10 protein-coding genes are annotated in these 15,175 nt (G+C 58.3%); 3 read left to right on the forward strand and 7 right to left on the reverse strand.

All coding sequences use genetic code 11. The annotated features are described in order from the left end of the window. Window positions 1–12 precede the first annotated feature (12 nt). From QTI33_RS07840 to QTI33_RS07855, 4 genes are all read right to left on the reverse strand, one after another. Complete coding sequence (locus tag QTI33_RS07840; RefSeq protein WP_286505233.1) at window positions 13–1,185, reverse strand: S41 family peptidase; 1,173 nt, start codon at window positions 1,183–1,185, stop codon at window positions 13–15. Window positions 1,186–1,462: 277 nt separating this feature from the next. Continuing rightward, the gene (locus QTI33_RS07845) at window positions 1,463–1,933 is read right to left on the reverse strand and encodes a hypothetical protein (protein ID WP_286505234.1); all 471 of its coding nucleotides are present in this window, start codon (window positions 1,931–1,933) and stop codon (window positions 1,463–1,465) included. Then, window positions 1,930–2,400: an LPS-assembly lipoprotein LptE gene (locus tag QTI33_RS07850; protein ID WP_286505235.1), complete on the reverse strand. Its 471-nt coding sequence runs from the start codon at window positions 2,398–2,400 to the stop codon at window positions 1,930–1,932. The genes QTI33_RS07845 and QTI33_RS07850 overlap by 4 nt, the downstream gene beginning before the upstream one ends. 504 nt (window positions 2,401–2,904) lie before the next feature. Beyond that, on the reverse strand, window positions 2,905–3,951 hold the full coding sequence (locus QTI33_RS07855; RefSeq protein WP_286505236.1) for a TonB family protein: 1,047 nt from the start codon (window positions 3,949–3,951) through the stop codon (window positions 2,905–2,907). A 183-nt stretch (window positions 3,952–4,134) separates the two neighbouring features. Here QTI33_RS07855 and QTI33_RS07860 point away from each other — a divergent pair, with 183 nt between their 5' ends. After that, window positions 4,135–4,890: a TonB C-terminal domain-containing protein gene (locus QTI33_RS07860; protein ID WP_286505237.1), complete on the forward strand. Its 756-nt coding sequence runs from the start codon at window positions 4,135–4,137 to the stop codon at window positions 4,888–4,890. 923 nt (window positions 4,891–5,813) lie between these two features. Here the strand turns inward: QTI33_RS07860 and QTI33_RS07865 are convergent. Beyond that, window positions 5,814–8,726, reverse strand: coding sequence for an ATP-binding protein (locus tag QTI33_RS07865; RefSeq protein ID WP_286505238.1), 2,913 nt, complete (start codon window positions 8,724–8,726; stop codon window positions 5,814–5,816). Beyond that, window positions 8,723–9,436, reverse strand: coding sequence for a hypothetical protein (locus QTI33_RS07870; protein WP_286505239.1), 714 nt, complete (start codon window positions 9,434–9,436; stop codon window positions 8,723–8,725). Before QTI33_RS07870 ends, QTI33_RS07865 begins: the two co-directional genes overlap by 4 nt. Before the next feature lie 597 nt (window positions 9,437–10,033). Here QTI33_RS07870 and QTI33_RS07875 point away from each other — a divergent pair. Together QTI33_RS07875 and QTI33_RS07880 are read left to right on the forward strand one after the other, a co-directional pair. Further along, entirely contained in the window at window positions 10,034–11,158 is a 1,125-nt protein-coding gene (locus QTI33_RS07875) for a site-specific integrase (protein ID WP_444814820.1), read from the forward strand. Between the two features lie 352 nt (window positions 11,159–11,510). After that, window positions 11,511–11,759: a helix-turn-helix domain-containing protein gene (locus QTI33_RS07880; protein ID WP_286505240.1), complete on the forward strand. Its 249-nt coding sequence runs from the start codon at window positions 11,511–11,513 to the stop codon at window positions 11,757–11,759. 26 nt (window positions 11,760–11,785) lie between these two features. On the opposite strand, the gene QTI33_RS07885 is transcribed toward QTI33_RS07880, so the two are convergent. Then, on the reverse strand, window positions 11,786–14,866 hold the full coding sequence (locus QTI33_RS07885) for a metallophosphoesterase (RefSeq protein WP_286505241.1): 3,081 nt from the start codon (window positions 14,864–14,866) through the stop codon (window positions 11,786–11,788). Window positions 14,867–15,175 lie beyond the last annotated feature (309 nt).

The following is a 15,175-nucleotide window of genomic DNA, read 5'->3' on the forward strand; positions in this document are numbered from 1 at the left end:
GGCCTCCATGACTCACTGAAGCTTCGCGCGAAGCTCAGAAGTCGCCTCGGTGATTTCCTTTTGAAAATCAACCGCTTCCACGATGCGGTCTGGCGTAATACCGATTTTTTCGAGCTTTTCTTGCGAGGGGGGAAACCAGTAGGCGGAGGTGTATCGCACTGCACGATCAGGGCCCAGCGGCGTCACGGTCTGGATGCTCGTGCGACCGAAGGTTTTGCGGCCAACGATGCGCGCGCGCTTGTGATCACGCAAGGCGGCCGTCACGATCTCCGCCCCTGAGGCCGTTCCTTCGTCCACGAGGACGACTAGCGGGAGCGCCCGGATCTCGGGGGGCACCGCAGCGAATGGGTCGGTTCCTCGTGCGTAGTAAGCAGGATCGGCGAAATAGACGGCGTTCGATTCGGTGCGGCGTCCCTGCGTTTCCATGACCCTGCTTTTCGCCGGCAGGAACAGCGATGCGGTGCCGACGGCGACATCGAGTAGACCGCCCGTGTTGCGCCGAAGGTCCAACACCAACCCCTTGAATGGCTGCGTGCGCCATTGCGTGTTGAGCTCGCGCGCTATTTGCTGGAGTGTGTTGTCCCTGAACCCCGAGACGCGCAGCACGGCAATTTCGGGAGAAACCATCGACAGCCGCACGAACGCACCCTGCACGTTTTGTCGCTCGACCTTGATTTCCCTGGGCGCCTCGATGCCAGGGCGGCGCATTGTCAGCGTCACGCTGCTGCCCAGTGGGCCGCGCAGCATTCTGAAGGCTAGCTTGATGTTGTCCCGAATAGGCGTGCCGTCGATCGCCTGCAGCACGTCGTTGGGTCGGATGCCGGCCCTCTCCGCTGGACTGTCCGCGATGGGCGAGATCACGGTAACTTCGCTATTGCGCGAGAGCATTTCGAGGCCCACTGCGCCGCCTCTATAGCCCGGAGGTGTGGCGAGATCGGCCAGGTCCTCCTTCATCAAGAACTGTCCGCCCTCGTCGTCGATCTCGCGCAGCATCCCGCGCAGAGCCGCCTGCATGATCTCTTCCCCGGAAAGTGGCTTCACGAAGGAGTCCCGGAGCAATTGGTACGTTGCAGCCAACGACTGAAGATCTTCCCGCGGTATCGGTTCGCGCGTGGGCTGATCCTCGGCAAGAGCCAAAGTCGACAGAGTGATGGCCAGCGTTGCAGTGACGTGCCGGAAGGTCATAGTGATGTCATAAAGTGAGTGTTCTGGTCGGAGTGCCTGCGGGGGTCAAAGACCGGTTCTGCCCTGTGGTGCAGAAAGAAACTCGATGTCGGCGCTGCAACGCAAGTTTCCGGACGTACATCGAGCCGCATGTCGATGTTGATAAGGTCTTCTGTATCGCTCTGATGGTCGATCTTCGAGACTGCGCGAAGGGAGCTTTTCGCGACCAGTCACATTGCGTCGGTCGATGCCCCGCATCAAACGACTCCCGCACCGATCGCCCGTTCACCGGGGGGCTTCACGTGCAGCTTGGGTAGACCTGTCGGAACGTTTCGTCCTTGACCCTCGTTACCGAGCCCTTCTGCTTGTCTTCGCGGAACATTCGGACATAGCAGTATTTCCCTACGGAATCGACTTCGACATCGTACTTGGCATTCCTCCTTGGAAAGAACGAGAAGTTGATCCGGCAAAACGGGCCTTCGAACGCCGCGCTGTAGATCATGGTGATGTCCATGGGCTTTTCCGCCTCGATCTTCATCAAGGCGCCCTGGTTGCCGTCCTGCTCGACCTTGATTCGATCGAGGTAGTACGTCTTCCCACAGAACGAACTGCCGGACACGGTCGAACGAAGAATCCCGGAAGCCTGGGGCGTGCTCATCTGAAGCACTGCTGCGGGGCCGGTGTCCGGCGCCTTGTAGTCGCCCATCATGTAGGGCGCGTTGCAGCCGGATAGAGCCAGCGTCACAAGCAGCGTAATGGGCAATCTCATTGATTTTCCTTTTTCACAGTCAGCCACGCGCGAGCGCGATTCGCACCGATCGCCGCGCATCGAAGGTCGTAGCTCGATCCGGCCGCCAATTCGTCCGTCAGTTCGATGAGCGAAAACGCCTGGCGACTCACGCCGCTGATCTTTCCTTCGCCGTTTGGGCTTCTGGAAAAGGGGGCGGGCGCGTTATGAGGGGCTTGATCGATGGCACTGCCGGGAAGCAAGCACCGGATGGACAGCTGTACCTTCCCAGGCTTGGTGACGACGTGGGTCGCCAAGCCCGTCAAATCGTTGCCGATCACGGCGCCGTTGACTTTCAGGATGTACGGCGCCGCCTCCCGGTTGCTGTCGGTGCGTGTAAGTCGGACCCCGACGTCGCCAACGGATTGGATGATGACCCGGGTCCCATCGCTGGGTGCGTCAGAAAGCGTCCGATGCCCGCATCCCGCCAGGAGAAGTACGGCCAACATGGCGGAAGCCCGTTTGAGCGCACGATCCACGCCTCTCCGGCAGTGCCCTCGCTGTGTGCGACTTGTCCCGCCACGGCGAACCGCTCGTCCTCTTCCACCCATCTTCAGCCCTCAAAAAAACAGATAGTTACATCCCAATGTAACATCGGATTGATTGACCAGAGCTAGGCCGCCACGAATTTGAATAGGCCAAATCCCAAGGCGCGACGGTGCTCCGGCGACTGAGGTGCAGGCGGGACGCCTCCTCCCGCCGAAAAAGTTCGGTTGGTGGTTGGTCGCATTCGGTCTGCCGAATCACCCCCTCCTGCCGGCGAAGTCCGTCGGAAACCGCTATCGCCCCCGTCGGTCAAGCACTGCAACCATCCTGCTCCACGTGTTTGAGGGAACGGACTAAGCCTTGGTCGATGACATGCGGTTTGTCGATTGAAGACTTCGCGGGGGCGGAAGCTGAAGTTGAGGTCGACGCGATGTCGCGTCTTGGCCGCTCGTCGTCTCAGGACGGGGTCAATCTTGCCGAAGCACATGAACCTTGACTGCCGCCGATCGATCTCGTGCACGACCGATTGTGGTGTTCTCGTTCCTCGAGGCGCCGGTCGTCGTAGTGATGCGCTCCGGCTGGACACCCGCAGCAACAAAGTACCTGCGCATGAATTCGGCGCGCTTTGAATCTAGCGCCATCTCCGCCAGTTCCTCTCGCTCGTTGGGATCGGAGTAGCCGACGATCTCGATGCGATCTACTTCATACGCCGTACTCACTTTTGCAATCAACTGCTCCAGTTTTGCGAACGCGATTGGATGCGGATACGCTTGTAGCGGGTTGAAGAAAACGTCAATTTCGTAGGTCACGCCAAGAGCGTGTCGTCCATCGACGCGTGATTTGAGTACTATGGACTTGAGCCCAGCAGGGGGCGGCATCCGGTTTAGGTTTCCGAGCGCAACAACGAAGGCATCCGTATCCCAGTCGCAGCGATCCAAGACCGCTTGCAGCTCCTCCGGCGCCTTGGCGATGTCTGCGTAGATGCGATCGCAGACACTCGCATTCTGCGGAATGCGAGATGGCGAGTCCTGCGCAGATGCGCCTCCGATTGAGGAGGGCAGCACTCTCCCTGCCTGCGGCTTCATTCCTTCAGTTTGTCGTCGATCGTGCGGAGCATCCAGACCTTCGCGGACGATCTTCCTCTCGGCTAGCTTGAAACTGATTGGAATGTTGAACCACATTCCCTCGGTTACGGCATTGCGACGGCCCGGCAAGAAGTCCCAAGCGCGAACTGCATCCAACGCTGCTTGGTCCAAAGTCACGTGTCCGCTCGACTCCCGAACGCCAGCTTTCGAAGGTCGTCCTTCGGCGTCAATCCAGACACGAATGACTACCCGACCCTCTTGTTCATTTTGTTTGGCAATGGCGGGGTAGATCGGCGGCTTGTTTTTGCCGTGAAGCGCCTGAGGGGCAACGACCAGAGGACCCATCGCGGAGGCATCGTTGGTTCGATCCACCGCACATCCGCCAAGGGCCGAAGTCACGAGAATCAAAATACTGAAAGCCAACTTCATGAGTTCAATTCCGGATCGGAAATAGATCGGCAGCGGGAACGTCGAATCCTTGCCTCCTGCCCGTATAGCTCAGCTACACGTTGACGGCCGGCCACATTTTCACTCAGCGCGTGGGGGCGAAGCAGCCGCACGGCCATCAATCTCAAGCTCGCTGTTCCGGCGGACCTCCATAGAATGATGTCAATGCGTTCACTCATCCTCGCTACGCTGGCTTCGATCCTGACCTCCGGATGCAATGCCCCAATTCCAATTCGCTCCTCAGGTGTCCCGGGTGCTTCCCCGAGCGTCGCGGCGCTAGAAAGCACTCAGGGCGCCAGTGTGCTCGGCGCCTGGTTCTATGCAGAAGGCAGATGTCTAGAGCGCTACGAATTCGCCAAGACCGGATTCTTTTACAGCTCGAGTAACCAGGAGCTGCTGAAGGGGCGCTTCCTCGCCGAGGACCTTCAGGGAGAACCTCCCGTGATTCGGGTCACCCAGAGAGTCGACGAGGACAACCGCAAGGACGATTGCACCGGCCCCTCCACAGATAAGAAGGGACAGACGTACGTGCGATACGTCCTGATGGCGGCGGACCGGGCGAGCATCCGGGTATGTGTCAGCGCCGACGGCAAGGGATGCGTCGGCCCGCTTACACGAAGGCTTCCTCCGACCCCATGGCTAAGCTACGGAGATAGGGTGAACGCCGTCTTCAAGCCGTACGTCCACTTCCCAGAGGAGCTGCTTATGGCTCCGTCGCTTCGATCCAACCCCGCCACGGAAGTTGAGGTGCGAAGCGAGCCGGACGGCAGAATTCTCAGCTTCAAGATGCTCGCCTCCAGTGGAACGAAGTCCTGGGATGACGCGGTCTTGATGGCCGTAAGGCAGGTGGATACACTCCCCTCGGACTACCAAGGCAAGGTGCCACCCGTACTGATCATTGGGTTCCGTCCTCACCCCTAAGCCGATTTTTGTACACAAGGCTGTCGTCTGACAGAGCACTATCCACCCCTATCCATAAGTAAGGATTTGAGTCGCCGGTGTCCGCAGAGACCTTCACTCGTCTGCGCGATGCCGTCCCATAGAACGAAGCCACGCGATGGTTGAAGGGAGCGCAGCCTCCAAGGCCGCGAACTGAAAGCTCAGCGAGGGCGGCTCGTGTACCTGAACCTTTAGCGATCCCCTCAGTTCGAGTCGCTGACGAACAGGCGTTCCATCCAATAGGGCTTCAAGGGAAACCGCGTCGACCACTGGCAAGACCCCGTTCGAATCCACGCTGGACAATGACCTTGATCGACAGTTCATCGCGATCTCGCTCTGAATGCGAGTTGCCGCCCTTGAGGTCCCCCCTTCCCTCTCAGCAAAAAGCTCACAAAAACGTGGCTCGCGGCCTGCGAAAGGCCGCCCGCACCTATGGCAGCAGAGAGGATGCCGCAGGCAGTCGGGCGTATCGTCCAGAAAGATCTTCCTTCCGCAGCCTGGACAGGAAGAAACGAGGTCGACGCCGTGAAGCGGGCACGATCGCAGTCCTTCGAGTTGATGGAGGCTTGAATGAAACCACCTTTCGATGCATACAGGGCAAAGTTGCAGGCGGGGCGCGCAGATCGCGCGCCGATGTGGTCCGAAGAGCTCGTCCAGCGTATGAGCCCGTAGCACATCGTACCGCCCGCCGGGCCTGTTGCCGTATCGTCGTTCTTGGGCGATGCGGTTGAACAGGCGCACCGGGGCACTTCTTGGTAGTTGCTCCCCGCTTGGGTCTACGCCCGCCAAGACGCGACCGAGGACTCTCCCGTCGATTCCGTTCAGGAAGCCGAATTTGTGTGCTGTCAGCCAAGCACTCTCCGACGGGCGCCAGTACGAGTTTGGCCAGATCCAGATCGAATGCTTCAATAGATCTTCTTGGGGCGCAGCAACTCCAGACCTTTGGCCCAATCCAGTGGAGTGGTTCCGGGTATGCACTGCGGGTTGTTCAGGCAGTCTTTCAGGACATAGTGGATCGGATCGACCACCCACTCCATGCATATGCCCCGCCCGTTTCCAAGGTTGTCAATGCACGAGTGAGTGCAGAGTGCCTGCCAGTACGAGTCCGCCTCGTTGGCCAGGCGCCAACCTCTGTCGTACGCCGCCTGAGCGAAATACCGCGTGAACGGCCACTGCGCATCCGGAAACTGGAGCTTTTCGTCGAACTGCGCCAAGAGCAATTTGAGTTCGTCGCGCGTACGCAAACCATCGAAGTCGAACACCTTCACGAAGATGCGTCCCGCTACCCCCTGCGAGCCTGCCCCATCCTGGATGAGTTTGGACTTGTGGCGCAGCTCCTCGCTGCCGAAAGAGAAGACGCACATCCCGAAGTTGTTCATCTCGAGGCGGTTCCACAGAATGGAGAGTGCCTCCCATTGGTGCACGCCGAGTCTTTGAGCCTCGTCCAGCAGGACGACGCAGTGGGCCGCGCCACTGTCGCGACACATCGACATCAGGCAGTTGGCCAAGGCGTGGCAGTCCTGGGTGCGACGCCGCAGGGAACTGCCCCTGGCAAGCTGTTCCATGAACTGGGTGAACAGGCGCTCATAGCGGTCCGTAGGGGTCTGCGTTTCGGAACTGAAGTCCACGAACAGAAGGTCCGGGAATGCTTGGCGCAGTGCAGCCGAGATGGCACGCAGCGCTGTCGACTTCCCTGCCCGCGACGAGCCGGCGAAAGCGAGGCCGCTTTTGCCGAGTTCGACCCAGGTGAAGATGAGCTTCCTGGCGACTTCAAGCATGGTGGTCGAGAGCAGATACCCGTTGCGCCGGGCGATCGGGTGTTTGGCCTGGTGGGCCTGACGGTACACAAGTTCCTCGATCATTTCAGACTCTCCTGCGCCGCCAGCCGGGTGCTGGTCCAAAGATCGGTCGTCCGGAGCGTGTGCGGGTGCGACGGGTGCCGCGGGCGCGCTCGAAATCGGCCCGATCGGGGCGCCGCCCCTCAGGGTGGCAAGGACCTTGTTGGAGCCCCGAACGACCTTGCCTGGGTTTCTGTTGGCATGGGTGCGCATCTGCTCCACCTTGTGCGCCTTGAAGACCTCGATCGGGTCGTCCGAGCCCGCGTACTGAATGGCCCGTTGCTTGTGAAGGCGAACGACTTCCTGCCGCGTCGCCCGATCGTGAAAGCTGTGCGACCCGTGTCCTGTGACATTGACGGGGCCGAAGCTCGAGCCATCGGGGTACCTGATCTGAATGAGGCGATGATCCCTCTGAAGCAGGGCGATCATCGGGGTGCCGATGAGATGCCAAGCACAATGGAGCATGTCGCTCGTGTACTTGGCATGATCCAGTTCGATGTACGGAGGAACGCCCTTCTTTTCGCTGCCGCGGATCGTGACCTTGCAGATGCCGACCGGCAAAGGGAGGTGTTCTGCCAATGTCGGCAGGTAGCCAGGAATGGCGCTTCCTTCGGCGTGGCGCCCCGCCCACTCACGATGCAGGGCTTCGAGTGGCGTCGCGCCGTACAACTCCCTTCGCGCGGCGCCGTTGAAGTTGGCGACGATGACCTCGACCAGCTCGGACAGTTCCTCGAACGAGACGTTCCACTTCACGGCATTGCCGGCCGGGTCGTGGACGTGGCGATCCGCCGGACCGCTGCCGGTGGTCGATGGGAGTCGCGATAGTTCCTTCTGAAGTGCGGCGAAGACCTGTTCTACCGCGTACCTGGTAAGCCAGCGTCTGATCTTCCCAAACTCGATCGCCGCGCCGAGCAATTCCCGCAGGTAGACGAGGACCGCATCGGCGTAGTGCGTCAGATCGTTGTCCAGCCTGATCAGGGCAATACGCAAACCCTCGAGAAAGCCAGGGATGACCCCGTTGGGCAGTCCCGCCCCCTCCTTGTAGGCGAGCTTAGGAAGCGCCTTGAACTCCCTCGGGCTCCATGGCGTCAATAGGTTGTTGAACGTTTCGAGGAAATCGGCCGATGACACGCGGGAACGATGGGAGAGGTGATATGCAAGGATGCATTTCGGGTGCTGCGAGACCAGCACGCAGAGCGACATGCGCTCCATGGGAAGGACAAATTGCTGGCCTTCGTGCTCGAACGTGACCGTGCCGATGGCCGGGAGTTGTTGCTCGTCGTAGCAGGCAATGTCGCAGGGCAAGAGCGGTTGAAGCCAGCCGGTCTTGCCACTGCCGCCATCCAAACCATCATTCGCGTCCTGTCCAAAGATTCCCTGGCGCGCAGCACCGGTGCCTCTGTCTCGGATTCCGTCCAAAACGTAGTTGCGCATGGCCTCGTAGGCGCACGTGGCTGTGCAAAGGGGATACTGCGTCGGCCCCACCCCCTCGTTGCGCAGCACAGCCAAGAACGCTCGGTGCAGCGCAGCCCGATTGAGGGCGATGGATTCGGGCTCCTTCCCCTCCTCCTTTGCGATCGCCTTGTCGAGAACTGCCCTGGCGGACGGATAGGCCTTGAGAAGCTGGGTGAAGCTGCCTGCGGCACCGGCGCCATCGCTGATTGTTTCCCTGTTCGACGGCTGCTCGCGTTCGTAGTTCTTGATTCGGGTTCCCGAGATCAGCGCGCGAAACCCCCAGACGCGTCCATCGGCGTGCGGAAGGAAAAAGCGTTCCTCGTGATAGCTGAGTCGCTGTCGGCTGACCCCATGAAGACGCAACACCTCCCTTGGCGGCATGCCGCCCCAGTAGGCCTCCAGGGCGCATCGAAGCTTGTCGTACTGCGCCCTCTTGCCGGGCGTCAGAAGTTCAGTGTCCGGCAGCGGCGCATGAGGCAGGTCCAGCTCTTCGAGGCGGATCGCCCGGCTTGCGGTATGTCTCACGATTCGCTCCACGGGATGACCGGCGTGGACAGGCCAAACGCCCTTTTGGTGATCTCAACGGTGAGCGACCGCCGCAGGTGGCCACGCATCAGTGCGACGAAAGCATGGGCCCGTGGCGTGTGGACGGCGGCATAGACATCGCGGACGGTCGTGCCATCGCGGGCGATCACCAGCCTGGAGATCTCCTCGCGCAGCGCGTCGACCTCGAGGGAGCGAAACTGAAGCAGGAGCGGGTTGACGCTGAGCCAATTCATCAGCATCACCTGCTCCCGCGCGGCGTCGTCCTGCGTGTACCACCTCCAGGAGAAGCCGACGGACTTCGCGTGGCTTTCCTGGGTCTCCATTCGTCCTTGGTCGCAAGGGTCGTTTCGCACTGCAGCTTGATGCCTGACCGCCCACAGCTCAGGGGGAGCCCCGCGGCGCTGAAGGCGCATGTCCGGCCTGGAGCCTATGAAGCCCGCCGACGACAACTCGGACCAGATCAGATCGGGGTCGCAGCTGTACGAGAGGATGTCCTGGGAGGCCTCGGCGTGCAGCATGGCCGCGAGCTCGAGCGAACTCCTTGCCACCCAATCCCTATCCACCTTTGCGCCGTAGAAGTAGCAGAGGTTACCGGGCCGTTTTCCCCGCTTCTGTACCTCGGCGCGAACAGAACTTGAAGCCTTGAGCGGGGAGCGTCCGCGAGCGGATTTGATGGTCGTTGCATCCATAGCGCATTCACGACCATGCTCACGTCGTTGAGAAAACTGGAAAAAGGCTTCCCTCTGCGCTATATTTACAGCGCATTCCGAACCAGGAAAGCTTCTGAGGCAAAAAGGGGCAGCTCGCCGCAATCGAGCTGCCCCTCTCAGTTTTCGTCTACGTCAGCATGACCGAGCCTTTCGAAAAAAATAAAAATAGGCGACGCCCCACGATTTGGCAAGTCTTGTTCGTTCTCGGCAACGCGACTCCCTGCTCGGTCAGCGCATGGCTTCCAACCCATGTGGATCGCTCACTCGGCCTGTGGTCTCTACGTCATCCCGCAGTGGTGCCGTCATCGCTACGATCGATCCATGGGCGCAGTCTGACCTCTTCGACGAGCATGCGGTTAGCTGCTCGGTGTTTGCCGAAGAAACTACCTTCAACTCTAAGTTTGACAAAGAAATTGCCTCGACTGCTACCAGGAAATCTCTTTGGCTCCCGCTTCCGAGCGCACCGATTTCCCTGGGGGGGAAATTCCACGGGCCGACGCTGAATGTCAAACGAATAACTAGAACTACATTGTGGAGCGCCGTCGTCCGTGAAGCCAATGCCGCTGGAGCTCGCCCATGAAATCTGCTGAAAAAGTGCCGCCGTCTGAGGTGCCCAAGGTCTCCAAGGCCCTGGTGCCGTTGCAACGCGACCACGCGCTGCTCGATCCCGGCCAGCTGTCGGACATGGCCGAGGAAGCCGCGCACGACCTGATGGCCGAGGGCGAATCGGACAACACCCGTCTGGCGTACCGCGCCGCCATGCGCTACTGGGCCGCCTGGTTCGGCGCGCGGTATGGGCGGCAGATGGCGCTGCCGGTGGCAGTTCCTGTGGTCGTCCAGTTCATCGTCGACCATGCGCAGCGCTCGACCAAGGCGGGTCTCGAGCACCAGCTGCCGCCCGAGATCGACCAGGCGCTGGTGGAAGCCGGTTTCAAGGGAAAACTCGGGGCGCCGGCGCTGAACACCCTGATGCACCGGATCTCGGTGCTCTCGATGGCGCACCACGTTTCGAAGCAGCCCAATCCGTGCGTCGACCCTGCAGTCAAGGCGCTGCTGAGCAAGACCCGAAAGGCCTACGCGAAACGCAACGCCCTGCCCCACAAGCAACGTGCGCTGACCAAGGAGCCGCTGGAGGCGGTGCTCGAAACCTGCGACGACTCGCTCAAGGGCAAGCGCGATCGCGCCCTCCTCCTCTTCGCCTGGGCCTCGGGCGGGCGCCGGCGCTCGGAAGTCTCAGAGGCTGTGTTCGAGAACCTGCACCGCGGGGATGAAGGCGCCTATCTGTACACCTTGGCCAGTTCGAAGACGAACCACAACGGGAAGATCCGTCCGGAAGACGTGAAGCCGGTGGTGGGGTCGGCGGCCGAAGCGCTGGACGCCTGGCTCAAGGCGAGCTGCATCAGCTCGGGGCCCCTCTTCCGACGGATCCTCAAGAACGGAAAACTCGGCACCGACGGGCTCTCCGGGACCGCGGTGCGGGACATCGTGAAGGCGCGGTGCGCGCTCGCCGGAGTGGAGGGGGATTTTTCGGCGCACTCGCTACGGTCGGGGTTCGTGACCGAGGCCGGGCGGCAGAACATGCCCCTTCAGGACACGATGGCCATGACGGGGCATCGCAGCACGGATACCGTGGCGGGGTACTTCCGAGCGGGTGCCGCCCAAGTGAGCGCGGTGGCATGGATGATGGACTCGGGAAAGTGAGTGCCTGGGCCATGGATGGATGATTTTGCGCCTGGGTGGCGAGGCCCCAATGAGTTACTGCCAGCGCATCGTAGAACCTCGGCGCAACGCGCGGCGAAGCCGGATCTCAAGTGAGCAGCCGAGTGCCGTCATTGCGAACCGCCACAAAATGCACCGAAACCGAGGTCACCCCGATTTGCCCGCTGGAAGGGATGCGCCTCGATCCGCCAGAGCGTGCTGCGATGACCTGGCAGGACTGGCGGCAGCAGTTCATGGATCGGTTTGATGAGATCGCGTTTGCGCGGGGGCTAGAGACTGAAGGCCTAGGGCTCACAGTTCGACTGCCCGTCACCAAGCCAATTGGAGGAACCGCGTGAGGGAAATTCTGACCAAAGACGAGGTTGCGAGCCTTCTCGACTGCGAAGCCACGACCGTGGAAGAAGAAGCCCGGCGGCGCGAGTTGCCTGGGCTGAAGATCGGGCGCAGTTGGGTCTTCCCTCGTGAGGCATTGATGATGCGATTAAACGAAATCGCCCTGCGCCCGCCCGAGCCCTCCAGACTGCAGGTTGCTCAAACGAAACGCATCCTGCGCCGGAGTCCTCCAATTCTGCCGGAGCTCTAAATCGGCACGGCCCGTCGCAGAGGGGCCTATGTTGCCTTCTTGTCCTTCAAGGCCTTCTTATCCAAGCTCTCGAGAAAACTCGATTTCAAGAATGCCGTCTCGCCAATACCCCCGCCCTTCAGTTTGGCAAACACTGTCCCTAGCAAGCTACGCAGTTCATTAAATCTTGCGCCTTGCACCTCCTTGAAAAAATACAAGTGAATTAATCTAAAAAATATTAACTCAACCACAAATGAATTGCCGCCAAATTTTTGAAGAATGCTTGCGGTCATACTTATTGCGTGTTCGTCATCCGCATCCAATGCCAGAAACACCGAAAGCGTCTTTATCAAGGTCTGATCACTTTTCTGCTGCTCTCGCACAAAAAGCTGAAGCTTCGGCGTGGAAAGACTCTCAGTCATGAACGAGATCATCATTTGTGGAATGATTGCACGCATCAAGTGCTTCATTTGATCCGGAATTGCAAACGATTTTCCCTCTTCATCGACGAAATTGTCCGTCTTCAGTGCCTCAAGTACAGACACAATTGCCGCCAATGTGACAGTAGACCACAACAAGAGAACAGATCTAAAAGCATCTCGCTTAAGCGACACTTCATCCACAAGCTCAGAATTCCTCAATACAACCGAAAATGCCCGCAATGTCTCAATAAGCCTCCCCACATCAGAAGCGTGCGCACCTCGGCGCTTGCGCGATTCAACGTCATTTATGTGCTTTGGTTCAACCCGGACCAACGGCCCTCCGCCCTGTTCAGAATCGACCGCCTCTCGCTCCTCAAATATCTGAGCTTCAAGCGCCTTAAGCAACCCGCCATCGATGTCCATTTGTTGCGAAGCAAGGGTATCGATCTGACTTAAAGGATAGATTCCTTCAAATTCTGAGAAAGCAGTCTCGCAAACTGCGCGAACCTTTCGCAAAACCGCGACTCTGTCTCGATGGAGGCCGGTGAAAAGATCAAGTTCTGCGACGTAGCGATGAATATTTTCCGGAGTTACCGCTGCCTCCCAACGCGCTGCGGACTCTGCAAATTTGTGAGCCAAAAAATATGCCCTGAAGCAATCAAACTTAAAGCCAACGCGATCACCTCCGTCGTAAAGAATTCCCTTGCGCATCAACTCGCTAGTAAACCCGCTGCTCGAGACAGTCAAGCCCCGCTTCTTAAAATAGTCGACCGCAAACTGCTCAAAGTCAATTGCAGCAACCCACTCCGAATCTCTATCATCGAGAAGCGCTGAAAATTCGGCCAAAAAGTGCTGCTGAATCGTGGAGTCAAATTCTTTTCTTGATTTCGATTCATGCAATTTCTTAAGCAACCCTTCGATTAGAACTTCAATTGCAGTCGCCTGATTAATTAGGTGCGCGTCCGGGCGTTGCTCAAGCACCCACAGTAAAACAGATATCAGAAACGGCGTTCTAGGCACTCTGAGTGCAGCAAGCAGCCGTTCAAGAAGAGCCACCCTCGTGTTCAGAGCAGGACCGGAAGCACTGAACCATCGCTTGGTCAACTCTCGCGTGTGTTTTCGCTTGAATGAATGAACGTGTATTTTTTGGAAATCGACTCCAAAATTTACAGGTGCGCTGCTATTTAGCGTGACATAGACCTCTTCGCTCGAGCTAAGCACGTACCTTGGATTAGGGAAGCGGGAGATGAAAGCGGTAACTAGTTTCGCTGTCTCGTTATCCGAAAGCTTGACATTGTCAATGCAAACAACAGCTTGCCCTTCGCCCATCAAAGTAATTATGTCTTTTCTACGGATTTCTCCGCCACAAAACTCGACTGCCTGCTCAAGAATGGCCGCATCCGTGAATCTTCGCAGCGCATTCAAATCGATAACGATGCCGATTCTCGCCGCTCCTCTAAAATCGGTAAATCTATTAACTGCAATGTGATGCAATAAGGAGGTCTTCCCCGCCTCTCTTTTTCCCAGAAAAATCAACGGGCCGTCAGACTTTGCCAAATCTCGCAGAGTCACAAAATCAGACTCGGCACGTTCACCGGATGCCTCATCCTCGCTTAATCTGCACAGAGGAGGCTCCACGAAAATTGCCCCGGCAGTTTTGGGAGCGACGTCTGAGGAACTATACGAAAGCAAAAGCGAATCAGCCCTCTCTTGGACCGCCTGCAAGGCTACGCCTGGTATCAGTATCTTTATGGCATCTCTGCCCCCAGATGGGCGAAACGATGCACGGCCGTTGGCAGAAAATCTCGGCGACTCATCAAACTCTTGCCTTTGGAAATAGTATTCCCGGGCATCAACCACCCAGACGCCTTCGTTTGAATCGTAGTTAATTACAGAATAGCCATTGAAATACTCTTCGTTCTGATACAAGCAACCAGTATTGCTAATAAAAATATTCGCTAGATTAGTAGTCAGACTCTGCGCGTTGGCATCATGATTATGCCCACACAAAATTGCGTCAAAATTTATCGCAAGCGCTCGCTGAATAGCGGGCCTCTCCTGTGGAAGAAGCCAATCGAGCGTGTGATGAACGATTGCAATCTTGATATCTGCTGACCCCACCTCATGGAGTGATTCGAGTATTTGGTGTTCACCAATCAGAAGTTTGCCGTAGTCATCATGCCCGCCTCCGCGCGTCAGCCAAGCCGAATTTAAGCATGCAAATCCCACCGTAAGCTCGCCGATTTTGAGCATCTTGGTGTAAAAAATCGGGTTGTCCGCATAGGATTTTTCGTCGAGGCGATTTGCCAGATCACGATAGTCGCGGAGATGAGCCCATAACGATTTGTATTCTGGCTGCCCAGCCCCCTTAACGATTTCATTCGCCGCTGCCGGCGTGTTCGCACTAACAAAGATTGGCTCGTGCAGCGGCAACCGTTTCTTTAAATTAACGTCGTGATTGCCAGGACATATCAAAATTGGCACGGACGAGCCGATTGCAGTTCGAATCGGCGCGAAGAACTGCTTTTCGATCTCTTCAACTTTTTCTGGGCTTGTAGCACCCTTACTGAAAATATCGCCCGAAAAAATTAGAGCGTCTGCGGACTGTGCGTGCGGGCGCCGAAGATCGCTGCAAAGTGCGTTAATTACTCTTGCTTGAAATTCGTCACCAGTAAAGTGGAGATCGGAAAGATGGATAAGGCGCATTATTAGTTTTCGGCAGGACGAAGCACTGAACTTGGCTCGCTGCTCACACTTTTACACCAGCTTTGCCTGAGGCTGTGCCCGCTATGCCTCATGCGCGACTAGAGTGCGAAAAAGTGCCGCTTTTCAATGGCGCATGGCCAGTAGAAAGGCGCCCTGCAAGCTGCGGTTGCTTTCATCAACGCAAGCGGGGCCGCCAAGTCTTCCCCTCGAAGTGACGCGTAACGCAGCATCATCTTCGTCCGCCCACCCAACTTGGCCGACACCCGCGCCGTGCACTTGACCAAGTCCTCGGGCGTGTCGTCCAGACGG

It is taken from the genome of Variovorax davisae (assembly GCF_030316845.1).
Taxonomy (GTDB): Bacteria; Pseudomonadota; Gammaproteobacteria; order Burkholderiales; family Burkholderiaceae_C; genus Variovorax; species Variovorax davisae.